Source organism: Arthrobacter sp. P4_F11 (assembly GCF_056401395.1).
Window position 1 is genome coordinate 91,222 of sequence record NZ_JBFUJK010000001.1, and the last position, 22,848, is coordinate 114,069.

Here is a 22,848-nt window from a genome sequence, read left to right on the forward strand (position 1 = left end):
CTTGGGCGGCATGGAGATGATCAACGAACGGCGGCGCACCGTCGCGTCCAGCGGGGCCGAGCTTGCCGTCTTCGAGTATGGCAGGGAGCCGGGTCCCGAAGTGCCCACGTTGCTGCTGGTACACGGCTATCCGGACGATCATCAGGTCTTCCTGCCGGCCATCCGTGATCTGGCCCGAAGCTACCACGTAGTCGCCTACGACACCCGGAACGCGGGCGCGTCCGTCGTCACGGGCCTCCCCGGGGACTTCACCCTGAAGACGCTCGTGGATGACATGTTCGCCGTGCTGGCCACCGTCGGAGCCGCGGATGTCCATCTTGTGGGCCATGACTGGGGCTCGATCCAGGGCTGGGCCGCCGTCCAGGACCCCCGGGCCGCGGGCCTGATCGGCCGGTACACGTCCATCTCGGGCCCCGACCTGCGGCACTTCTCCCGCTGGGTGCGGAGCCGGTATGCACGTCCCCGGGCGTGGCCGCAGCTGGCCGGACAATTGGCCCGCAGTTGGTACATCGCCGCGTTCCTTGTACCGAAGCTGCCGGAGGCCGCCTGGCGCCTCTTCCTCACGAAACGCTACGGGCAGACGGCCAAGCGCGACGTCGGCGATGATCCCATCCGCGGCCTGGCCCTTTACCGCGCAAATTTCTTCTCGGCGGTGAACTGGCCGGCCGGCGGCCGCGTGACGCTGCCCGTCCAGGTGGTGGTGCCGCTGAAGGATTCCTTCCTGTCGCCGGACCTCGTGGACGGACTGGATTCCTGGGTGGATGATCTCACGGTGATCCGGGTGGACAGCGGCCACTGGTGGCCGGCATCCCGGCCGGCGGAGTTCGCGGAGCTGCTCCGGCAGCCGCAGCCGATGCCGCAGCCGACGACGCAGATAACACCGTAGGCCGGCGTCATGGCCCGGGCAAACCGGCGGGATCGGGAATCCCGGAGCGGGACGTTCAGCAACGGGATGGAATACCTGACGTGGGGCCGGGGCCCGAAGACGCTCTTGTTCGTCCAGGGCGGACCGGGGAGCTTCGTGCCCCAGGGGGTGCTGCGCGGACTGTTCCGGCGGGAGTTTGCCGCCTATCAGGAGGCCGGGTACGCCATCTGGATTGTCACCCGCCGGCGGAACATGCCGGCGTCGCACACCAGCGCCGACATGGCGGACGACTACGCCCGGCTGATCGCCGAGGAGTTCGGCGGCCGGGTCGGCCTGGTGGTGGCCGAGTCATTCGGCGGGATGATCGGGCAGTACCTGGCCGCCCGCCATCCCCAGTCCTTCGGGCACATCGCGATGGTGGTCACGGCGGCCGAACTGAGCGCGTGGGGCAAAGACGTGGACGAGCGGATGGCCGCCGCCGTCGCTGCCGGAGACGCAGGCCGCGCCGGGACGGTCCTGGCCGAGTACCTCTTCCCGGGGCCGCGGACCCGCTGGCTGCGGGAACTGCTGGGACCTGTCGTCGGCCGGCGCGTGCTGGACCCCTCCGGATGCCCCGCCGCGGACGTGCTGACGGAGGCGCGGGCCGAGTTCACGTTCGATGCGCGGGCGGTACTGCCGCTCATTCGTCCGCCCGTCCTGCTGCTCTGCGGCGGCCGGGACGCGTTCTTCCCGAGGACGGTTGCGGAGGAGACCGCGCAATTGATTCCAGACTGCACCCTGATCGTCTACGAACGATGGGGCCATATCCGGGCGGGATCGAGCCGGCGGGTGCCGCGCGACGTCCTGGCCTTCGTCCGGAGCCGATGAGGGCAGGCGGGGCCGATGGAAAGCTGCCCGGCAGCTACCCGGCGTCCAGAAGCAGGGACATGAAGACGCTGTTGGGGTCGGCTTCGTAGCCGGCAAACGGCGGGCAGTCCGTGAAACCGTGCCGCTCGTACAGCCGCCGCGCGGGGGCGAAGAACTCCTGGCTCCCCGTCTCCAGGAACAGGCGTTCGTAGCCACTGTGCCGGGCCTCGGCCAGGAGGTGGCGGAGCAGCGCCGACGCAACGCCGCGCCCGCGGGCTGCATTCGCGGTGCGCATCGACTTGATCTCGGCGTCGCCGGGAGCCAGGTGTTTCAGCGCCGCGCAGCCCAGGAGCCGGGAGTCCTGCCGGGCGGTCCAGAAGCTGATGCCGGGTCCGGCCAGCGCGGCGGGATCAAGGGCGTGGACGCTTTCCGGCGGGGAGGTCGCGTACATGTCGGCGAGGTGTTCGCCCAGGAGCCGCAGGACGTCCTCGCGCTCCGGGGTGTCGCGCCCAATCCGGACCGTGCCGCCCTCGGCGCCGGCCACCCGGGTCAGCGGGGCCGGCGGGCGGCGTGTTCCCGCGCCAGCACCGCGTAGGAGTCATCCGGCGTGCCCGGGGTGAAGCTGCCGTATTTACGTTCGACGGCGGTCCGGATCAGGAAATCCGCGAGAGCCGGGTTCTTGGGCAGCAGCGAGCCGTGCAGGTAGCTCGCCACGATGTTGCGGTAGCGGGCGCCCTCCTGACCGTCCGTGCTGTTGTTGCCGGTGCCTTTGGCCGTCGTCCCGAGCGGTTCGACGCCCGGTCCCAGAGTGGTCTGGCCGCTGTGGTTTTCGTAGCCGAGGATGCTGCCGAATTCGGGGGAGGAGACCGTGACGTTGCCGATCAGGCGCTCGTCGGTGCCGTGGGTTTCCACGTCCAGGATGCCGATTCCCGGAAGGACGGACCCGAGCCGGGTCTTGAAGAATTTCCCGAACAGCTGGTACAGCCCGCAGATCACGAGCATCGGGGTGCCCTCGTCGGCCATCTGCTTCAGGGTGGACTCGCGCGAGAGGAGGTCGTCCTGGATGACGAGCTGTCCGCTGTCCTGGCCGCCGCCACCGACGATCAGGTCCACGTCTGCAGGGAACGGGTCACCAACGTTGTACTCGAGCAGTTCCGGCGTGTAGCCGTGCCAGCGCAAGCGCTGCGCGAGGACCAGGGCGTTGCCCCAGTCGCCGTAAATGTTCATGTCCCGCGGGTAGAGCTGCAGGACCCGGATGGTTCCCTTGCTGGGGGCCGCGGAATCTTCGGGCGGAAGTTCGTGCCCAAAGGACAGCTCGTTCGGGGTTTCGGGGGACCCGGGGGTCATGAGACCACCTCCACTGTGGTGATTTTGGACAGCTCGCGGCGGATAGCCAGCATGGCCGTGTAGGTGCAAAAGATCCTCTTCGGCTTGCCCTCGCCGCCGCGGATGAACGCTGCCAGTGCCGGCGCAATGTCCGTGTCGACGGCGCCGATCGCGACGTCGTCGTACTGGAGCCGCAGCGCCATGTCATACGCGCGGGAGCCCGTGAGCTGGTCCACGCCGCTGGCGCGGAGCGTGTCGAATTCGACGTCCCACAGCCAGGACATGTCCCGGCCGTCTGCGTAGTTGTCGTTGATCGCGATCATCGTGGCGTACCCCCCGGCCGGGAACGACTTGAGGCCGAGCCGGAAACCGCTGGGGTTCTTGACCAGCACCAGTTCCAGCGGCAGGCCATCGACCACGAGGCTTTCGCCGCGGCCGAACGCCGGCGCCACCTTGGACAGCGCCGTGAGCAGGCCGGCCTGGTCGGTCCCGGTGCCGCGGGCGCCGGAGACGCCGCGGGCCAGGGTCAGCGCGGCGGCGGCATTGAAGATGTTGTAGACGCCGCGCAGTTTCATCCCCGTGGTGACCGTCGCGCCGTCGTACTCGAAATCGGCGTCGTCGGCGCCCACTCGGCGCAACACGACGTCGGCGGCGGCCCGGGCGGGGGCGGCCGGCACCGGGCTGCCCGGGGCGGCGCGCATGTCGTCGTCGTTGGGGAAGGTGCTCAGCAGCGAATCGTCGAGCCCGAAGTAGAGCACCTCCGGCCCGTCCAGGGTCTGGGCGATCCGGGCAACGCGCGGGTCTTCCCGGTTCAGGACCACGGTCCCGGTGGTCTTGGACGCGATGTGCTGGAGCAGTTCGGCGGTCTTGTCGATCTCGCCGAACCGGTCCAACTGGTCGCGGAGGACATTGAGCAGGAGGCTGTACCGCGGCGGGACCTTGTTGACGAAGTGGACGGCATGCGCCTCATCCAGTTCCAGGACCGCGACGTCGGCATCGAGCCGGCCCCGCCAGTCGACCTCGCCCAGGAGGGCCGCGGCCACGCCTCGGGTGAAGTTGCTGCCAGTGCGGTTGGTGAAGACCTTCAGTCCCTGGCTCTCGAGCAGTTCCACGACCATCTTGGTGGTGGTGGTCTTCCCGTTCGTGCCACTGACGACGGCGACCCCCAGCGGCAGCGTGGACAGCGTCCGCCGCATGAAATCGGGGTCGATTTTTTCGACCACGAGCCCGGGGAGGGCCGAGCCTCCGCCCCTGAGCCGGGAGACCCGGCGGACGAACTTGCCGAGCGGAACGCTGAAGTAAAGCATGCTCTGTAATATATCCCAGCAGCGGCATGGAACCCGGACGCCCGGTGCCGCTGCATGCGTCTTCCGTGCGTACTGTGCAGCGCAGAGCATTATGCTGTGGGGATGACCACCCCCTCTTTTTCCCCTGAATCCCGCGCGGGAACGGGGCTCCGGATCGGCGTCCTGGCGCTGCAGGGCGATTTCCGGGAGCATCTGCATGCCGTGGAAGCCGCCGGAGCCGCCGGCGTCGGGATCCGGCGTCCCGCCGAACTCGACGGCCTGGACGGACTCATCATCCCCGGCGGCGAATCGACCACGATCGACAAGCTCTCCCGGATCTTCGGGCTCCGGGATCCGCTGCGCGAACGCATCCAGGCCGGCCTGCCCGTCTACGGCTCGTGCGCCGGGATGATCCTGCTGGCGGACGAGATCGCGGACCCGGCGAAGGACCTGGCCGGAAACCCGCAGCAGACGTTCGGCGGACTCGACATCACCGTGCGCCGCAACGCCTTCGGCCGGCAGCGCGAGTCCTTCGAGACGGACCTGGACTTCAAGGGACTGGGCTTTAGCGACACCGGCTCCGGCGTGGCTCCCGTCCATGCGGTGTTCATCCGCGGCCCATGGGTGGAGCGTGTGGGTCCAGGGGTGGAGGTCCTGGCGCAGGCGGAACCCGCGGACCCGGAGCATGCCTCGCATGCCGCTGTCCTGGACGGGACGGCTAGAATTGTTGCAGTGCGTTCCGGCAAGCTGCTGGCCACCTCCTTCCACCCGGAAGTGACGGGGGAGAAGCGCGTGCATGAACTGTTTATTCGAATGATCAGAGGAGAAGCGTAAAGCATGTCAGGCCACTCCAAATGGGCGACGACCAAGCATAAGAAGGCCATCCTTGACAGCCGCCGGGCCAAGTCGTTCGCCAAGCTGATCAAGAACATCGAAGTCGCCGCGCGCATGGGCGGCCCCGACCTCTCCGGCAACCCCAGCCTGGAACTGGCCGTCACCAAGGCGAAAAAGACGTCGGTGCCCGCCGACAATATCGACCGCGCCATCAAGCGCGGCGCCGGGCTCACCGGCGAAGTCGTCGACTACACCGAAATCATGTACGAGTGCCGCGGCCCGCAGGGTTCCGCCCTGCTGATCGAGTGCCTCACGGACAACAAGAACCGTGCCGCCTCCGAGGTCCGGCTCGCCATCTCCCGCAACGGCGGCACGATCGCCGATCCCGGCTCCGTCAGCTACCTCTTCTCCCGCAAGGGCGTCGTCTCGCTGCCGAAGAACGGCCTGACCGAGGACGACGTCCTGATGGCCGTGCTGGATGCCGGGGCCGAGGAAGTCAAGGACAACGGCGACAGCTTCGAGATCCACTCCGAGCCGACCGACCTCCAGGCCATCCGCGATGCCCTCAAGGAAGCCGGCATCGAGTACGACACCGACGAGGCCGAGTTTGTGCCGTCCATGCAGGTGCCGCTGGACCTCGATGCCGCCAAGAAGTTCATGAAGCTGGTGGATGCCCTGGAAGAGCTCGACGACGTCCAGAACGTGTACAGCAACGCCGACCTCAGCGACGAAGTGCAGGCCGCACTGGAAGCCGAGTGACGCACTCACCCAAACGTGACTTTGGGGCCCGGTCTTGACGGCCCAACCGTGACGCTGCGCGTGTTGGGGGTCGACCCGGGCCTCACCCGGTGCGGGATCGGCGTTGTCGACGTCGAGCGGAACCGGCGGGCCACTTTGGTGGCCTTCGGTGTTGTGGGCACGTCTCCCGAGGAGAGCCTGGACCAGCGGCTGCTGGTCATCGCCACGTCCATCGACGAGTGGCTGGACCGCTACGAACCCCAGGTCCTCGCCGTGGAGAGGGTCTTTTCCCAGCTCAACGTCAGCACGGTCATGGGGGTGGCGCAGGCCTCCGGTGTGGTTATTGCGGCCGCCGCGCGCCGTGGCATCCCGGTGGCGCTGCACACCCCGTCCGAGGTCAAGGCCGCCGTGACGGGAAGCGGGACCTCGAACAAGGACGCGGTCACCAAGCTGGTGACCAAGATCCTTCGGCTGGATGCGCCTCCGCGCCCGGCCGACGCCGCCGACGCCCTCGCGTTGGCCATCACCCACGCCTGGCGGTCCGGCGGCGGCACTTCCACCAAGGATGCAGTGACGACGGGGCCGGGCAGCCAGTCCCTCACTCCGGCGCAGCGGGCGTGGGCGGACGCGGAGGCAAAAGCGCGCCGTGCGCGCTGAATGTCCGGCTGTGAAGCCGCGGGGCTTGGTAGGGTATTCGTAGATATGTTCGGATAGCCGGCGTGCCCGGCTGTACGTTCTTTCATCACCCAGTTGTAGACGTCAGTTAGACCAGGAGCCCGGCCTTGATCAGTTTTCTTCGCGGAACCGTTGCGCATGTTGGCCTGTCCTCCGCCGTGATCGACCTCAACGGGGCCGGCATGAGCGTCAATGCCACACCGCAGACCCTCAGCGGCCTCCGGGTGGGTGAGGAGGGGAAGCTGTTCACGTCCCTGATCGTGCGGGAAGACTCGCTGACCCTGTTCGGCTTCGCCAGCGATGACGAACGCGAGGTGTTTGATGTGCTCCTCAGCGTCAGCGGCGTCGGTCCCCGCCTCGCCCTGGCCGTGCTGGCCGTCCACGAGCCGGAAGCCATCCGGGTGGCCGCCCACTCCGGCGACGGCAAGGCCTTCACGAAGGTCCCGGGCATCGGACCGAAGGTGGCCGGCCGGATCGTGCTCGAACTCGCCGGCAAGCTTGTGCCGCACGGCACCGCCGGCGCGCCTGTCGCGGCCGTTTCCGCGGAATCCGTCTGGAAGCCGCAGGTGGTGGCCGCGATGACCAGCCTGGGCTGGTCCGAAAAGGATGCCACGGCCAGCATCGACAAGTCCCTGGCCGATTCCCCGGACCTGGCCGCGAACGGCAATGTGGCGGAGATTCTCCGCGCGACGCTGCGCTGGCTGGGCCAGGACGGCGCCCGCGCCGGGAACCGGGTAGGCGCGCGTGGCTGAGCCGTCGATCGTCGCCGGGGGAGAGGAACCGGAGGAGCGGGTCATCGAAGCCGCCCTGCGGCCCAAGAACCTGCACGACTTCGTGGGCCAGCACCGGGTCCGCAAGCAGCTCTCCCTCGTGTTGGAGGCCTCGCGTATGCGTGGGCGCAGCGCGGACCACGTGCTGCTCTCGGGCCCTCCCGGCCTGGGCAAGACCACGCTGTCCATGATCATCGCCGCCGAAATGAACGTCCCGCTGCGGATCAGCAGCGGCCCGGCCATCCAGCACGCGGGCGACCTTGCGGCCATCCTGTCCTCGCTCTCTGAGGGCGAGGTCCTGTTCCTGGATGAAATCCACCGTATGTCCCGGCCGGCCGAGGAAATGCTGTACATGGCGATGGAGGATTTCCGCGTCGATATCGTCGTCGGCAAGGGCGCCGGTGCCACGGCCATTCCGCTGGAGCTGCCGCCCTTCACCCTGGTCGGCGCCACCACGCGGGCCGGCCTTCTTCCCGGCCCGCTGCGGGACCGGTTCGGTTTCACCGGCCACCTCGAGTTTTACTCCGTCGAGGAGCTGGAACTGGTCCTGCGCCGCTCCGCCGGTCTGCTTGACCTCAAGGTCAACTCCGCCGGATTCAGCGAGATTGCCGGCCGGTCCCGGGGCACGCCACGCATCGCCAACCGGCTCCTGCGCCGGGTCCGGGACTGGGCGCTCGTGCACGGCATCGAGCAAATCGACGCGCGGGCGGCCTCCGCGGCCCTGGACATGTACGAGGTGGACAAGCGGGGCCTGGACCGGCTGGACCGTGCCGTTCTCGAGGCCCTCATCACCAAGTTCGGCGGCGGGCCGGTAGGCCTGTCCACGCTCGCGATCGCCGTCGGCGAGGAAACGGAGACCGTGGAAACGGTCGCCGAGCCCTATCTGGTGCGGGAAGGACTCCTGGGCCGGACGCCGCGCGGCCGGATAGCCCTGGCGCCGGCATGGACGCACCTGGGCTTTGCCATTCCGGCCGGCGCCTTCGGCCAGGACCCGCTGGAACTGTTCCAGGCCGACGAACTGGGCGAGAGCCCGATCGTCGGGTCCGGCGGGGATCTCGGCGAAGAAACCGATCCTCAGTGGATCCGAAACAGCCGCTAGCACCGTTCTTTCAGCTTTTCCCTTTAGACTGGTATGACGCTCGGCACGTCCGGGTTTTGTTTCCGTGGGCGGAGAGCAGGTCGCCGCCGGCGGTCTGGGGGACGGTCTCGCTGCCAGTTTGCTGCGCAGACCCCTGCCCGCGCCGCCAGGAGCAGACGGACGTTGCTGAAAAACAGCTATGCAAGTACAGAACGGAACTTTCCCCTTGGATCCAATGACAATTCTCCTGTTCGTGATGCTTGGCGTGTTCGTCTTCATGATGTTCCGCCGCAACAAGAAAACGCAGCAGCAGCAGGCGCAGCTCCAGTCGAAGTTCGGCCCCGGCGTCGAGGTCATGACGAGTTTCGGGCTGTTCGGCCGGATCGTCGACATTGACGAAGCGGAGAACAAGGTCACGCTTGAGCTTTCCCCGGGCAACACGGCCACGGTGCACCGCCAGGCCGTCACCAAAATTGTGGAGCCGGTTGTCGCCGCCGAGGAGCCCACGGTCGTTCCCGACGACGCGTCCTCGCTGACCACCGAGAAGCTGGGTGCTGAGGGGACCGACGCCAGCGCCCCCGTCCACGACGCACCGCGCGCCGAAACGCCCGAGGAAACCCTGCGCCGCCTCAACGACGAGGGCAAAAAAGACAGCTAGTCTGCCTACCTGAGCTATCCCGCGAAGCAACGGTTGCGGGCATCCGTCGGCGGGCCCAGAGCCCGCGCCGGCGGATCCGCCGTAAATAATAGAAAGATCGACAATGGCACGAACTGGCCCCAAAAACTCAGCCATCAGGATGCTGGTCTGGCTTGGCGTAATCATCGCCGTCATGACGGCTGTCCTGGCGGGCGGCACGATGGCCGGCCAGGCGGGTTGGGCTCCAAAGCTCGCACTGGACCTTGAAGGTGGCACCCAGATGATCCTGGCGCCCAAGGTTGAGGGCGGTTCGGGTATCACCGAAGACCAGCTCAACCAGGCCGTGGCGATCATTCGCCAGCGCGTGGACGGCTCGGGCGTCGCGGAAGCGGAAATCAGCACGCAGTCCGGCCGCAACGTCGTCGTCAGCCTCCCGGGAACCCCTGCCAAGGAAACCCGTGCGCTGATCCAGGCTTCCGCCGACATGAACTTCCGCCCGGTCATCCAGACCGGCCCCGGCGCAGCAGTTCCCGCCGCCTCCAGGACCCCGGATGCCCAGCTGCCGAAACCGACAGCCGCCCCCGCCAACAGCAGCGACGAGAACTGGATTACCCCCGAGATCTACAAGCAGTTCGAGGCCCTCGACTGCGACAACCCCTCCCAGGACAAGCAGCAGCGCTCCGACCCGACCAAGCCGTTGGTGACCTGCGAGCCCGCCTCGGCCAAGTCGCCGGCCATCAAGTACATCCTCGGTCCGGTGGAGGTGAAGGGCTCGAACATCAAGTCCTCCTCCTTCCAGCTGCAGCGCGGCGCCCAGGGTGCCGTGACTAATGAATGGGCCGTCAACATCCAGTTCGATGACGCGGGCACCGCCAAGTTCAAGGAAATCACCGAGCGCCTGTACCAGTTCTACGCCGCCGGCGGCGGCCAGACCGGCTCGGATCCGAAATCCCAGTTCGCGATCGTCCTGGACGACCAGGTCATCTCCGCCCCGCGCTCCCTCGCCGTCATCACCGACGGCCGGCCGCAGATCACCGGCGGATTCACCGAGGAGTCGGCCAAGGCACTCTCCGACCAGCTCCGTTTCGGTGCCCTGCCGATCAGCTTCGAAATCCAGAGCGAACAGCAGATCTCGGCAACCCTCGGCGGTGAGCAGCTCCGCATGGGTATGCTCGCCGGCGTGATCGGCCTCCTGTTGGTGTTTGTCTACTCGCTGTTCCAGTACCGGGCTCTTGGCCTCGTGACCGTGGCATCCCTCGTGATCGCCGGGGTGCTGACGTTCCTGGCCATTGCCATCCTCGGCTGGACCGAAAACTACCGGCTTTCGCTCGCCGGCGTCGCGGGCCTGATCGTGGCCATCGGCCAGACAGCCGACTCGTTCATCGTCTACTTCGAACGCATCCGCGATGAGCTCCGCGAAGGCCGCGGCCTGGTCTCGGCCGTGGAAAACGGCTGGAAGCGGGCCAAGCGCACCATCCTCGCGTCCAAGGCCGTGAACCTGCTCGCCGCCGTCGTGCTGTTCTTCGTGGCAGTGGGCAACGTCCGCGGCTTCGCGTTCACCCTCGGCCTCACCGCGATCGCCGACCTCATTGTCGTCTTCATGTTCACCCACCCCACCCTGCAGTTGCTGGCCCGCACCAAGTTCTTCGGCGAAGGCCACCGGTTCTCGGGCCTGGACCCGAAGCGCCTCGGCGCCGTCCCGCTGTACCGCGGTGCAGGCCGGGTCCGTACCCCGGAGGACAAGCCCGTGGCAGTCGTGCGGGCGAAGAACACCGGCGCCGCCGCCGAGGCAGAACGCCGGATGACCATTGCAGAACGCCGCCTCGCCGAAAAGCAGGATCAGGCACAACAGGCACAGCTCGCCGGTACCTCCAAGAGCGCGTCCAAGGAGGGCAAGTAAATGGTCAACTTCTCAACATTCGGCAATGAGCTGTACACGGGCAAGCGCTCGTACGATTTCGTCGGCTACAGGAAGCTGTGGTTCCTGATCGCCGGAATCGCCGTCGCCCTCTCCATCCTGATCCCGGTCGCCAAGGGTGGGTTCAACCTCGGCATCGAGTTCCGCGGCGGCTCCGAGTTCACGGTCTCCAACGTCAAGACCACTGAGGCCTCCCTCGGCGAGAAGGCCGTCAAGGACGTCGTGGCGGGGTCCGTGCCGCGCGTGGCGAATGTCGCCGGCACCACCATGCGTATCCAGATGGACAAGCTCAGCGACGACGAGACGCTGCAGATCAAGGAGGGCCTCACCAAGGCCTACGGCGTGACGGATAACGAAGTCACCTCGACCTTCGTCGGCCCCACCTGGGGTGCGGACGTCACAAAGCAGGCGCTGATGGGCCTGGCAATCTTTGTGGGCCTGGCTGCCGTCCTGATGGCGCTCTACTTCCGAACCTGGAAGATGTCGCTCTCGGCACTTGTCGGCATGGCCGTCACGATGTTCGTGACCGCCGGTGTTTACGGCCTCAGCGACTTCGAAGTGACGCCGTCGGCCATCATCGGCTTCCTCACGGTGCTCAGCTACTCGCTGTACGACACCGTGGTGGTGTTCGACAAGATCCGGGAGAACACCTCGGACATGCAGGCCTCCACCCGGCGGACCTTCGCCGAAGAGGTCAACCTCGCCATCAACCAGACCCTGGTGCGGTCCATCAACACCATGGTGGTGGCCATCCTGCCGGTTGGCGCGATCCTCTTCATCGGGGCCGGGTTGCTCGGTGCCGGAACGCTGCGGGACCTGTCCCTGGCGCTGTTCGTGGGCATCCTGGTGGGCACCGCCGCCACGATCTTCATCGCGGCTCCGCTGTACGCCGCGCTGCGGCAGGGCGAACCCGATCTGGTAAAGCAGGCAAAACGGGTGGAACAGAGGCGTGTTGACGCGGCAGCCAAGGCCGAGTCGCCGGCGTCGCCCGCCACCGCCTGAACCGTCCCAAGCGGCCATAAACGGGCCGGAGACCGTCGTTTTCGACGGCCTCCGGCCCGTCGCCGTATCCCCGCCGGTTATCGAAGTATCCTGCTGCGGGAATACACTTGAATAATTAACCGGTCGCGAGAGGTGCTCCATTGGAAGAACGTTCGACGCCGGTGCCGGAGGCACCTGCGGACAAGGGCCAAGGCCAGGGTTCACAGACTGGCCTGGTGGTTCCCGGACGCCCCGATGTTCCCGTGCCGGTGGACAATTCCGGTGCCCGGCCCACTTTTCCCGGCCGGCGCGAGCGCACGAGGTCCCGCCTTGCCCGGCTGACGGGTCGTGGTGCTCCGGCCTACTCGCCGATTTTGGAGCCGTTGCTGCGCACTGTGCGCGCCAACAACCCCAAAGAGGATTTCGATCTCATCCAGCGCGCCTTCGTGGTCGCCGAGCGCTGCCACCGGGGCCAGAAGCGCAAGAGCGGCGACCCGTACATCACCCACCCCGTCGCAGTGGCCACCATCCTCGCCGAACTCGGCCTCAGCGGCACCACGCTGGCCGCCGCACTGCTGCACGACACCGTCGAAGACACGTCCTACACCCTCGCCGACCTCAAGACCGAGTTCGGCCCGGAAGTGGCCATGCTGGTGGACGGCGTCACGAAGCTGGACAAGGTCAGCTTCGGTGAGGCGGCCCAGTCCGAGACCGTGCGCAAAATGGTCGTCGCCATGGCCAAGGACATCCGCGTCCTGATGATCAAACTCGCTGACCGGCTCCACAACGCCCGCACGTGGCGTTTTGTCTCTGCTGAGTCCTCGGCCCGCAAGGCCCGGGAAACGCTGGAAATCTTCGCGCCGCTGGCCCACCGGCTTGGCATGAACACCATCAAATGGGAGCTGGAGGACCTGTCCTTCGCTGCCCTCTATCCCAAGGTGTACGAGGAAATCGTGCGCATGGTGGGGGACCGGACCCCGGAACGCGAAAAGAACCTGTCGGTCATCCGCAACCAGATCACCGAGGACCTCAGGGCCGCGAAGATCAAGGCCACGATCACCGGGCGGCCAAAGCACTACTACTCGATCTACCAGAAGATGATCGTCCGCGACAAAGACTTCGACGACATCAACGACCTCATGGGCGTGCGAGTCCTGGTCGATTCTGTCCGGGACTGTTACGCGGCCCTGGGCGCGATGCACTCGCGCTGGAACCCCCTGCCCGGGCGGTTCAAGGACTACATCGCGATGCCCAAATTCAACATGTACCAGTCGCTGCACACCACGGTGATCGGCCCCGGCGGCAAGCCGGTGGAAATCCAGATCCGCACCCACGAGATGCACCGCCGGGCCGAGTACGGCGTCGCCGCGCACTGGAAGTACAAGGACCAGCCGAACCGGACGGCGGCCGGCCCCGGCAGCCCGCGCGACGGCGACATGGGCTGGCTGCGTTCCCTCGTGGACTGGCAGCAGGAAACGTCGGACCCCGGCGAATTCCTTGACTCCCTGCGCTTTGAAATCAACGCCCGGGAAGTTTTCGTCTTCACCCCGAAGGGCGAGGTCATGGCCCTCCCCGCCGGGTCCACGCCCGTCGACTTCGCGTACGCCGTGCACACCGAGGTGGGCCACCGGACTATCGGCGCACGCGTCAACGGCAAGCTCGTTCCGCTCAACAGCGAACTGAACCACGGCGACTGGGTCGAGATCTTCACCTCGAAGGCCGAAGGCGCCGGCCCCAGCCAGGACTGGCAGCACTTCGTCAAGAGTGCCCGGGCCCGGAACAAGATCAGGCAATGGTTCAGCAAGGAACGCCGCGAGGAAGCGATTGACCGCGGCAAGGACCTGCTGACCAAAGCGATGCGGAAGCAAAACCTCCCGCTGCAGCGGCTCATGACCCACGACGCCCTCGCGGCGATCGCCGAGGACTTCAAATACGCGGACATCTCCGGGCTCTACGCCGGCGTGGGCGACGGCCACACCTCCGCCCAGTCCGTGATGGAACGCCTGGTGGAGAGCCTTGGCGGGAACGAGCATCCGGATGATGCCCTCACCGAGGTCTCCATCCCCACCCAGGTCAGCAAGGCCCGGTTCTCCGATTCCGGCGTCGTTGTCCGCGGTGTGGACGACGTCTGGGTCAAGCTTGCCCGGTGCTGCACGCCGGTCCCGCCGGATCCGATCCTGGGCTTCGTCACGCGTGGCTCCGGGGTCTCCGTGCACCGGACCGACTGCACCAACGTGAGCGGCCTGATGGACCAGCCGGACAGGATCGTGGAGGTTGACTGGGCCCCCACACAGTCCAGCGTGTTCCTGGTGGAAATCCAGGTCGAGGCGCTGGACCGCAAATCGCTGCTCTCCGACGTCACCCGGGTGCTCTCGGAAAACCACGTCAACATTCTGGCGGCGAGCGTGCACACGTCCACGGACCGGGTGGCAATCTCCAAGTTTGCCTTCGAGATGGGCGACCCGAAGTACCTCAGCCACGTGCTCAGCGCGGTCCGCAGGATCGACGGCGTCTTCGACGTGTACCGCACCACCGGAAACCGCCGCCGCAGCTGACCCGGCAGTTCAGGCCTCGGTCCACCGCTTTCTGCACGGGATCAATCTGGCGCCGCAAGCTCTGCCGCTAGGGCGGCGAGCTTCGCCAGGGCCGCCCGCTTATGCGGAACGCGCGGACTCGCCTCCACGGCGAGCCTGAGCAGCCGCAGGCGGACGCCCAGCCCGGGACGAGCCAACAGCGCACTGAGGGCCGGCACGGCCCGCTCCGCGTCCACGTGCATCGCCACGTCCACGGCCGTGCGCAGCGGGCTGGACACCATCATGCCTCCCATGCTCACGACGTCGTACGGCCCCAGCCGAACTTCGTGGAAGGTGCAGCCGCGCACGGACCGCAGACTGGAGATCCGCCGGTTGGCGTCAACCAGCAGCGCCAGGCGGTCCGGCTCCGTGGCACACCCATAGATCCATGCCGCGGTCATCCGGCCCGCCACGACCCGCTGCCGGATCGCCGGGGCCACCATCAGGGACGCGGCCCGCGCACGAAGCTGCGGACTGGCATGGGACCCGGGCGGCAGGTAGCCGCGCTGATACAGCTGCGTCAGCACGCCGTCGGCGGCCATGGCCTGCAGCTCCGGCCAGGAGAACAGCGCGCCGGGGGAGTAGAGCTCGCAGTGATCCGGCCCCGCACCTGGACTTGGAGCCGCCGGCACCGGATCTCCCGGCACCAGGGCGTGCCGGCCCGGAACCGGCGGAGCGGTGGGAGCGCGGGGCATGATTACCATTCCGCCATCGTTCCCGTTTCCCCGGACATAGAACAGGCCCCGTACCGGTCATGTGGATAACCGAAACGGGGCCCGGACTGGCGTCCTGGATGCGGCTAGGAGAGTTCGCTCGCTGAGCGCTCGAGCTGCTCCAGCCAGGCCTGGCGTGCCTCGAGGGCTTCCCGGGCGGCCTTGATCTTGCGCTCGTCGCCGGCCTTCTCCGCCTTGGCCAGATCTTCCTTGAGGCCGGCGATGGCGGCCTCGAGCTGGGTGAGGGCGCTGTTGGTGCGCGCCTTCGTCTCCGGGTTGGAGCGCTTCCAGTTTTCGTCCTCGGCGTGGCGGACAGCGTCCTCCACCTTCCGCAGGCCGGCCTCGATGCGGCCCATGTCGGCACGCGGCACCTTGCCGGCTTCTTCCCAGCGGTCCCGGATGGACTGCAGTGCCCTCTTGGCTGCCGCGAGATCCTTGATCGGCAGGAGCTCGTTGGCTTCCACCAGGAGCGCTTCCTTTACCACCAGGTTCGCACCGTATTCCTGGTCGATCTCGTCGTTGGCTGCCTGGCGGTTGGTGAAGAAGACGTCCTGTGCGGCGCGGAAGCGGGCCCACAGCGCGTCGTCGTCCTTGCGGCTGGCGCGGGGTGAGGCTTTCCACTCATCCATCAGGCGGCGGTACTCGCCGGCGGCAAAACCCCAGTCGGTCGAGGACGAAAGGGCCTCGGCCTCGGTGATCAGCTTCTCCTTTGCGGCCTTGGCCGCCGAATTGTTGCTGTCCAGCTGGGAGAAGTACGCGCGGCGGTGCCGGTCAAACACCGTGCGGGCGGCGCGGAACCGCTTCCACAGTGCGTCCTCATTGCTGCGGCCGAGCCGGACGCCGCTCTTCTGGGCGGTCTTCCAGCTCTCGAAGAGTTCGTTCATCCGCGCGCTGGAGGTCTTCCACTGGATCTGCGCCGGATCGTGGCCGGCAATTTCCTCGGCCTCGGCCACGATGGCCTCGCGGGCGGCAAGCTCAGCGGCGCGGACAGCGTCGTGCTCGGCCTTCTCAGCCTTTTCCAGCTCGCCGATCTGTGTCACCAGAGCGTCCAGTCGGGCCTCGGCGGAGCGGATGTCGCCCACCATGTTCCGCTCGGCGAGCTGCTCGCGCAGGTGCGTGACGGTCTTCTGCATGTCCGCGGTGGGCGCCTTGGAGCTCACCCGCTGTTCCAGCAGGACGATCTGGGCCACAACGTCCTCGAACTTCCGGGCGAAGTAGCCCAGGGCCTCATCCTCGCTGACCCCCGGGTACTGGCCTACGGGGTATTCCGTGCCGTCAACGGTCAGGAAGACGTGGCCGTCGCCTTCAACACGGCCCCAGCGGGCCGCTTCGGCCAGTGAGGCTGCGGAGGACACGGCCGCCGGGGCCGGAGCCGGTGCGGCCGTAGACGGCTTGGCCTTCGGCCGGCCGGCAAACGCTGCCGGGCTCGGTGCGGGACGGGCGGCCGGCGCGGGAACCGGGGCGGCGGTGGCTTCGGCTTGGTCAACAGGCTCCGCCTTCGCCGCCGGCTCGGCGGGTTCCGCCGGCTCGGCAGGTTCTGCCGGAACGGTGGGCACAGTGGGCTCGGATGCCTCGGTAAGTTCCTCACCGGCTGCGGCGGGTTCCTCGCCGGCCGCGGCTGGTGCCTCGGGTGCCGCAGTCTCGCCGTCGGCGTCTACGGCAGCGCCTGCACTCTCGGCGGGGGTTGCCTCGGTTTCGGTTTCGTTGGCAGCTGCTGTTGCCAATGTTTCGTCGGATTTCTGACTGTCTGTCACCGCTAGAAGTCTTTCGCTTGGAGGGAAATACCGGGACCAGGGCCTTGAGGGCCGCGGCTGGTTACTTCAGTGAGAACGAGTCTATCGTGACTGGTTCCACAGGTGCGCCGTCGGTGGCGTTGTCGCCGGGCTTCAGTCCGGCGGCGGCAATACCGCCCACCACGTCGAGTCCAGAGGTCACCTTGCCCACCACCGTATAGCCCCCGGCGGCATCCGCTGGAATGACGGTGTCCTTGTACACAATGAAGAATTGGGTGCCGTTGCCGTTGGCGTTCCCGCCGGTCCGGGCCACTGCGATGGTTCCGGCGGGGTACTTGTTGTCCGTCGGGGTGTTTTCCAGCGGGCCCCAGGTGTAGCTCGGGTCGCTGCTGCCGTCGCCGGCCTTGGAACCGCACTGGAGTACGCCGAAGTTCTCGGCCGTGGTCAGCCGGTGGCAGCTGACGCCGTCGTAGAACTTTTGGTCGGCAAGGGATTTGAAGACCGCCGCGGCCTGGGGGGCCTTCGTGCCGTCGAGTTCGACGCCGAGCGTGCCGCGGTTCAGCTTGAGCTCGCCCGTGAACGTCTTACCCGCGGCGGTCTCCGGCTTGGGGATGTTCGCGCCGTTCGTCGGGGCCGCTGTGGGTGAGGCGGATGCCGACGGGCTGTTCAGTCCCTCCTGCGCGGCCGCGAATTCCTCTTCGGTCGGGTTTGAGGCGAAGGCGGTCAGCTGAAGCACCAAGGCCAGGCCAATTGCTGCCGTGCCAGCGCTGATGGCGAAGACGTTGTCGCGCTTGCGGCGCTTGTCCTGGTCCCGGCGCAGGCCGCGCCTGGCCTCCATCTGCTGGACGCGCCGCTTCGCCTCGCGTGCGCTGCGTGAACTGGCCGCCAAAGGTCCTCCTGGTTGTATGGCCGCCACCATGACGGGGCCGTAGGCGCCGTCGCGGTAGCAGCAGCAAGCTGCCGGCAGTCCCGCCGGGTCCGGCTCCGTTGGAAGAAGCAGGCGCCGAACGCATAAACTGACTGCCGCACACAGTTTATGCACGACTGGCCGGTCTGCCGCTTATCTTCGTTACGTTTCGACAGAGAGAATGCCGCCTGACGCCCGCGCCCGAAGATACTGCAGTAGCAACGAGATACCGCAGTGGTAACCAGAGGAGAAATTTCACCATGGCACGCACAGCCTCCCTGTCAGGATTCCCCGAGTGGCTTCCCGAGGAGCGGCTGGTGGAACTCCATGTGCTGGACACGCTGCGCCGGACCTTCGAACTCCATGGTTTCTCCTCGATCGAGACCCGCGCCGTGGAGACGGTGGGCCAGTTGCTGCGCAAGGGCGAAATCGACAAAGAGGTCTACGGCCTCAGCCGGCTCCAGGACGATGAGGACTCCGCGGCCAAGTTCGACCCGCACGCCCTTGCCCTGCACTTCGACCTCACCGTGCCCTTCGCCCGGTACGTCGTGGAAAACGCCGGCTACCTGGCGTTCCCGTTCCGCCGCTACCAGATCCAGAAGGTCTGGCGCGGCGAACGTCCCCAGGAGGGACGGGCCCGCGAGTTCACCCAGGCGGACATCGACGTCGTCGGCGACGGCGAACTGCCGTTCCGGTACGACGTCGAAATCGCGCTGGTGATTGCGGAGGCGCTCAACGCGCTGCCCATCCCCGACTTCCTGCTGCGGATCAACAACCGCAAGCTGGCCGAGGGCTTCTACACCGGGATCGGCCTCACGGACACCGCGGGCGTCCTGCGCAGCATCGACAAACTCGAGAAGGTCGGGCCGGCGAAGGTGGCCGAGTTGCTCAAGGAGGAACTCGGCGCCACTGACGATCAGGCGCAGGCTGCCCTGAAGCTCGCGGGCATCCGCACCACGGACACGTCCTTTGTGGAGCAGGTCCGGGCGCTGGGCGTCACCAACGAGCTGTTGGAGGAAGGCCTGAACGAGCTGGAGCAGGTCATTGCGGCCGCTGTCCAGCACGCGCCGGGTCGGGTCGTCGCCGATCTCAGCATCGCCCGCGGCCTCGATTACTACACCGGCACCGTGGTGGAAACCGTCCTGGTGGGGCACGAGCAGCTGGGCTCGATCTGCTCCGGCGGCCGCTACGACGCGCTGGCGAGCAAGGGCAACCGCAAGTTCCCCGGCGTCGGACTCTCCATCGGCGTGACCCGGCTGGTGTCGCGGATCCTGAGCCAGGACCTGGCCAAGGCCACGCGCTCCGTGCCGACCGCCGTGCTGGTGACGCTGAACAACGACGACAGCTGGGCCGCCGCACAGGATGTCGCGGCGCAGCTGCGCAGCCGGGGCATCGCCACGGAGGTCGCCGCGAAGGCCGAGAAGTTCGGCAAGCAGATCAAGTTCGCCGACCGTCGCGGCATTCCGTTTGTCTGGTTCACTGACGACGACGGCAAGCACCAGGTCAAAGACATCCGTACGGGCGAGCAGTACGACGCCGACCCGGACTCGTGGACGCCCTCCGGGGAGGACCTGCACGTGCGCGTAATCGCCGCGAGCTAGGTCTTCCGGGCAGGCCCGTTAGTGTCCCGCGTCCTGCGCACCAGCAGGACGAGGAACCGCCCGGCCACCCCTGCCGCCAGCACCGCCGCCATGAACAGCACGGAGGCCGGCGGCAGGGTGACGGCCAGGACCAGGCAGCCGATGAAACCCAGCACGTTGAGCCAGCGCGGCGCATGCCAGGGGCGGCCGGCCAGCGTGAAAGCCGCGGCGTTCGTCACGGCGTAATAGACCAGCACGCCGAAGCTGGAAAATCCGACCACGGTCATCACGTCGGTGCTCAGCAGCAGGACCACGACGGCGGCCGCGACGGCCAGTTCCGCCGTGAACGGGACGGTGCGGGCGCGGCCCACCCTGGCCAGCGGGGCGGGCAGGTCCCGTTCCCGCGCCATCGCCAACGTGGTCCGGCCGACCCCGGTGATCAGGGCCAGCAGCGCGCCGAGGCAGGCCGCCGCCGCTCCGGCCTGGACGAACGGGACGCCGGCGCCGAGGCGGGAGACCGCCACCGCGTCCAGCAGCGGCGCCGTCGAACCCGCCAGCTGCTGCGGGGGCAGGTGCCACTGCAGCAGCGCGGCCAGGCCAAGGTAGATCACGAAGGCCCCGGCCAGTGCGGCCAGGATGGCCCGCGGGATGGTACGGGCGGGATCCTTGACCTCCTCGCCGAGGGTGGCGATCCGCGCATAACCCGCGAAGGCGAAGAACATCAGCCCCGCCGCGGGAAGGACGCCCCAGCCGCCGGAGGGCGGCGCGGGATAGGCCGGCGCCGCCGACACGGCGGGGGCGCCCTCCGGGTGCGGACCGAGCAGGGAGGCCACGGCGACGAAGACGAGCGTGGCCAACACGACGGCCAGCAGGATCCTGGTCAGCACTGCGGTCCGCGTGATGCCGAGCAGATTAACTCCCGTGAGGACGACGACGCCGGCGACCGCCAGCGGCGTGGCATAGGCCGGCGCCACGTAGTGCCCGAACGTCAGCGCCATCGCCGCGCAGGACGCCGTCTTACCCGTGATGAAACCCCAGCCAGCAATGAAGCCCGGCCACTGGCCGAGCTGCCGGCGCCCGTACACGTAAGTTCCCCCGCTGTCGGGGTACCTCGCCGCCAACTGCGCCGACGCGACGGCATTGCAGTAGGCGATGACGCCGGCCACGGCCACGGCAAGTGTCAGCAGCGGCCCGGCCAGGGCTGCGGCGGGGGAGAACACGACGAACACGCCGGCGCCCAGCATCGAACCCAGGCCAATTGCCGTGGAATCGAACACGCCGAGGCGGCGCTGCAGCCGCTGGGGTGGCCGCTGCGGGCCGGGGCGGCCGCCGGGCTGATCGCGGGGCTGGTCACCGGACTGGCCGGGGGGCTGGTCACCGGGCTGGCCGGGGGGCTGGTCACCGGGCTGGGTTCCGTTGTGCCGGGTTGCCATGGCAAAAGGGGCCTTTCCAACGGGTAAACTCGAACGGGATCGTTCCCGTAGCGATCCTATTAGAACGTCATTGTTTTGATATCGCTTTTGATTTTCCCTCTGTCTTCTTCAGAAAGGCGTGCTGTGCTGCGCACACATGACCTCGGATCACTTCGCTCCGAGCACATTGGACAAACCGTAACCCTCGCCGGCTGGGTCGGCCGGCGTCGTGACCACGGTGGTGTCGCATTCGTTGACCTGCGCGACGCGTCCGGCGTCGCCCAGGTTGTGGTCCGCGAAGAAGAGGTCTTCCACGGACTGCGCAACGAGTATGTGCTGCAGATCGTCGGCACCGTCTCCCAGCGTCCCGAAGGCAACGAGAACCCGGCGCTTCCCACCGGCGAGATCGAGGTCATGGCCGAGAAGGTAACGATCCTCAACACCTCGGACCCGCTGCCGTTCCAGATCGACGAACACGTTGAGGTGGGCGAGGAAGCACGCCTGAAGCACCGCTACCTGGACCTGCGCCGCCCCGGCCCCGCCCGTAACCTGCGCCTGCGTTCGGAAGCCAACCGGGTGGCCCGCGAACTGCTCCACCAGGACGGCTACGTGGAGATCGAAACCCCCACGCTGACCCGTTCGACGCCGGAAGGCGCCCGCGACTTTGTGGTTCCCGCCCGCCTGGCGCCGGGTTCCTGGTACGCGCTGCCGCAGTCCCCGCAGCTGTTCAAGCAGCTCCTTCAGGTGGGCGGCTTCGAAAAGTACTACCAGATCGCCCGTTGCTACCGCGATGAAGACTTCCGCGCGGACCGCCAGCCGGAATTCACCCAGCTGGACATCGAGGCCAGCTTCGTGGAACAGGACGACATCATCCGTCTGGGCGAGAACATCGTCAAGGCCCTGTGGAAGCTGATCGATGTCGAGATCCCGACGCCGATCCAGCGCATCACCTACCATGACGCCATGGCCCGCTACGGCTCGGACAAGCCGGACCTGCGCTTCGGCCAGGAGCTCACCGAGCTGACCGAATTCTTCAAGGACACCAATTTCGGTGTCTTCAAGGCGCCTTACGTCGGCGCCGTCGTCATGCCCGGCGGCGCCTCCCAGGCCCGCCGGGCCCTCGACGCCTGGCAGGAGTGGGCCAAGCAGCGCGGCGCCAAGGGCCTGGCGTACGTCCTGTACAAGGAGGACGGCGAACTCGCCGGTCCCGTCGCCAAGAACCTCACCGAGGCCGAGCGGGCGGGCCTCGCCGACGCCGTCGGCGCCAAGCCCGGTGACTGCATCTTCTTCGCAGCCGGCGAGAAGACCCCGTCCCGCGCGCTCCTCGGCGCTGCCCGCGTCGAGATCGGCCACCGTACCGGGCTCATCAACCCCACTGACTGGGCCTTCTGCTGGGTCGTGGACGCGCCGATGTTCGAGCCGGCCGCCGCCGCGGTCGCCTCCGGCGACGTCGCCGTCGGCGCAGGCAAGTGGACCGCCGTCCACCACGCGTTCACCTCGCCCAAGCCCGAGTTCATGGACTCCTTCGACACCGATCCCGAATCGGCGCTGTCCTACGCCTACGACATCGTCTGCAACGGCAACGAAATTGGCGGCGGCTCGATCCGTATCCACGAGCGCGACGTCCAGGAACGCGTCTTCGAGCTCATGGGCCTGGACAAGGAAGACGCCCAGACCAAGTTCGGCTTCCTGCTGGAGGGCTTCAAGTTCGGAGCCCCTCCGCACGGCGGCATCGCCTTCGGCTGGGACCGCGTCGTTGCCCTGCTGGCCGGCGTGGAGTCCATCCGCGACGTCATCGCGTTCCCGAAGTCCGGCGGCGGCTTCGATCCGCTGACCCAGGCTCCCGCTCCCATTACGGCGCAGCAGCGCAAGGAAGCCGGCGTCGACTTCAAGCCGCAGCCCAAGAAGCCTGAGGACGGTAGGGACTAGCCTGCGAGCTTCAGCGGCAGGGGCTCCCCGGGCAGCCGGGGAGCCCC

At 67.6% G+C, this 22,848-nt stretch carries 20 protein-coding genes; 13 read left to right on the top strand and 7 right to left on the bottom strand.

What is annotated here, in order from left to right; translation table 11 throughout:
- Positions 1–10 precede the first annotated feature (10 nt).
- Together AC1DRO_RS00435 and AC1DRO_RS00440 are read left to right on the top strand one after the other, a co-directional pair.
- Positions 11–886, top strand: coding sequence for an alpha/beta fold hydrolase (locus tag AC1DRO_RS00435; RefSeq protein ID WP_476949387.1), 876 nt, complete (start codon positions 11–13; stop codon positions 884–886).
- A gap of 9 nt (positions 887–895) precedes the next feature.
- Complete coding sequence (locus AC1DRO_RS00440; RefSeq protein ID WP_476949388.1) at positions 896–1,732, top strand: alpha/beta fold hydrolase; 837 nt, start codon at positions 896–898, stop codon at positions 1,730–1,732.
- A 34-nt stretch (positions 1,733–1,766) separates the two neighbouring features.
- On the opposite strand, the gene AC1DRO_RS00445 is transcribed toward AC1DRO_RS00440, so the two are convergent.
- From AC1DRO_RS00445 to AC1DRO_RS00455, 3 genes are read right to left on the bottom strand one after another with little or no spacing between them, the layout of a single operon-like run.
- Complete coding sequence (locus AC1DRO_RS00445; protein WP_476871607.1) at positions 1,767–2,255, bottom strand: GNAT family N-acetyltransferase; 489 nt, start codon at positions 2,253–2,255, stop codon at positions 1,767–1,769.
- A 5-nt stretch (positions 2,256–2,260) separates the two neighbouring features.
- Positions 2,261–3,058: a type 1 glutamine amidotransferase gene (locus tag AC1DRO_RS00450; RefSeq protein WP_476949389.1), complete on the bottom strand. Its 798-nt coding sequence runs from the start codon at positions 3,056–3,058 to the stop codon at positions 2,261–2,263.
- Entirely contained in the window at positions 3,055–4,344 is a 1,290-nt protein-coding gene (locus tag AC1DRO_RS00455) for a MurT ligase domain-containing protein (RefSeq protein ID WP_476949390.1), read from the bottom strand. The genes AC1DRO_RS00450 and AC1DRO_RS00455 overlap by 4 nt, the downstream gene beginning before the upstream one ends.
- Positions 4,345–4,446: 102 nt before the next feature.
- Between AC1DRO_RS00455 and pdxT the strand changes: the two genes are divergently transcribed.
- The 9 genes from pdxT (at position 4,447) to AC1DRO_RS00500 (ending at position 14,509) form a co-directional block, all read left to right on the top strand.
- The gene (gene pdxT, locus AC1DRO_RS00460) at positions 4,447–5,157 is read left to right on the top strand and encodes a pyridoxal 5'-phosphate synthase glutaminase subunit PdxT (RefSeq protein ID WP_476949391.1); all 711 of its coding nucleotides are present in this window, start codon (positions 4,447–4,449) and stop codon (positions 5,155–5,157) included.
- 3 nt (positions 5,158–5,160) lie between these two features.
- The gene (locus tag AC1DRO_RS00465; RefSeq protein WP_079554202.1) at positions 5,161–5,916 is read left to right on the top strand and encodes a YebC/PmpR family DNA-binding transcriptional regulator; all 756 of its coding nucleotides are present in this window, start codon (positions 5,161–5,163) and stop codon (positions 5,914–5,916) included.
- A gap of 48 nt (positions 5,917–5,964) precedes the next feature.
- Positions 5,965–6,552 carry a crossover junction endodeoxyribonuclease RuvC gene (gene ruvC / locus AC1DRO_RS00470; protein WP_476949759.1) on the top strand — a complete coding sequence of 196 codons (588 nt, stop codon included), beginning with the start codon at positions 5,965–5,967 and terminating at the stop codon, positions 6,550–6,552.
- Positions 6,553–6,677: 125 nt separating this feature from the next.
- Complete coding sequence (gene ruvA, locus AC1DRO_RS00475) at positions 6,678–7,322, top strand: Holliday junction branch migration protein RuvA (protein WP_018773177.1); 645 nt, start codon at positions 6,678–6,680, stop codon at positions 7,320–7,322.
- Entirely contained in the window at positions 7,315–8,439 is a 1,125-nt protein-coding gene (ruvB, locus tag AC1DRO_RS00480; protein ID WP_476949392.1) for a Holliday junction branch migration DNA helicase RuvB, read from the top strand. Before ruvA ends, ruvB begins: the two co-directional genes overlap by 8 nt.
- A gap of 214 nt (positions 8,440–8,653) precedes the next feature.
- Positions 8,654–9,076, top strand: coding sequence for a preprotein translocase subunit YajC (gene yajC, locus AC1DRO_RS00485; protein WP_476949393.1), 423 nt, complete (start codon positions 8,654–8,656; stop codon positions 9,074–9,076).
- A gap of 103 nt (positions 9,077–9,179) precedes the next feature.
- A complete protein-coding gene (secD, locus tag AC1DRO_RS00490; protein ID WP_476949394.1) occupies positions 9,180–10,955 on the top strand; it encodes a protein translocase subunit SecD in 1,776 nt (591 codons plus the stop codon).
- On the top strand, positions 10,956–11,975 hold the full coding sequence (gene secF / locus AC1DRO_RS00495) for a protein translocase subunit SecF (protein ID WP_476949395.1): 1,020 nt from the start codon (positions 10,956–10,958) through the stop codon (positions 11,973–11,975).
- Between the two features lie 215 nt (positions 11,976–12,190).
- Positions 12,191–14,509 carry a RelA/SpoT family protein gene (locus AC1DRO_RS00500; RefSeq protein WP_476949760.1) on the top strand — a complete coding sequence of 773 codons (2,319 nt, stop codon included), beginning with the start codon at positions 12,191–12,193 and terminating at the stop codon, positions 14,507–14,509.
- Between the two features lie 41 nt (positions 14,510–14,550).
- On the opposite strand, the gene AC1DRO_RS00505 is transcribed toward AC1DRO_RS00500, so the two are convergent.
- From AC1DRO_RS00505 to AC1DRO_RS00515, 3 genes are all read right to left on the bottom strand, one after another.
- Entirely contained in the window at positions 14,551–15,231 is a 681-nt protein-coding gene (locus AC1DRO_RS00505) for a hypothetical protein (protein WP_476949396.1), read from the bottom strand.
- A 95-nt stretch (positions 15,232–15,326) separates the two neighbouring features.
- Positions 15,327–16,994: a DUF349 domain-containing protein gene (locus tag AC1DRO_RS00510; RefSeq protein ID WP_476949397.1), complete on the bottom strand. Its 1,668-nt coding sequence runs from the start codon at positions 16,992–16,994 to the stop codon at positions 15,327–15,329.
- Between the two features lie 61 nt (positions 16,995–17,055).
- A complete protein-coding gene (locus AC1DRO_RS00515; protein WP_476949398.1) occupies positions 17,056–17,862 on the bottom strand; it encodes a peptidylprolyl isomerase in 807 nt (268 codons plus the stop codon).
- A gap of 278 nt (positions 17,863–18,140) precedes the next feature.
- Between AC1DRO_RS00515 and hisS the strand changes: the two genes are divergently transcribed.
- Complete coding sequence (hisS, locus tag AC1DRO_RS00520; RefSeq protein ID WP_476949399.1) at positions 18,141–19,481, top strand: histidine--tRNA ligase; 1,341 nt, start codon at positions 18,141–18,143, stop codon at positions 19,479–19,481.
- On the opposite strand, the gene AC1DRO_RS00525 is transcribed toward hisS, so the two are convergent.
- Complete coding sequence (locus AC1DRO_RS00525; RefSeq protein ID WP_476949400.1) at positions 19,478–20,893, bottom strand: APC family permease; 1,416 nt, start codon at positions 20,891–20,893, stop codon at positions 19,478–19,480. The two genes, hisS and AC1DRO_RS00525, sit on opposite strands and share 4 nt — an antisense overlap.
- A gap of 123 nt (positions 20,894–21,016) precedes the next feature.
- Here AC1DRO_RS00525 and aspS point away from each other — a divergent pair, with 123 nt between their 5' ends.
- Positions 21,017–22,801: an aspartate--tRNA ligase gene (gene aspS / locus AC1DRO_RS00530; protein WP_476949401.1), complete on the top strand. Its 1,785-nt coding sequence runs from the start codon at positions 21,017–21,019 to the stop codon at positions 22,799–22,801.
- Positions 22,802–22,848 lie beyond the last annotated feature (47 nt).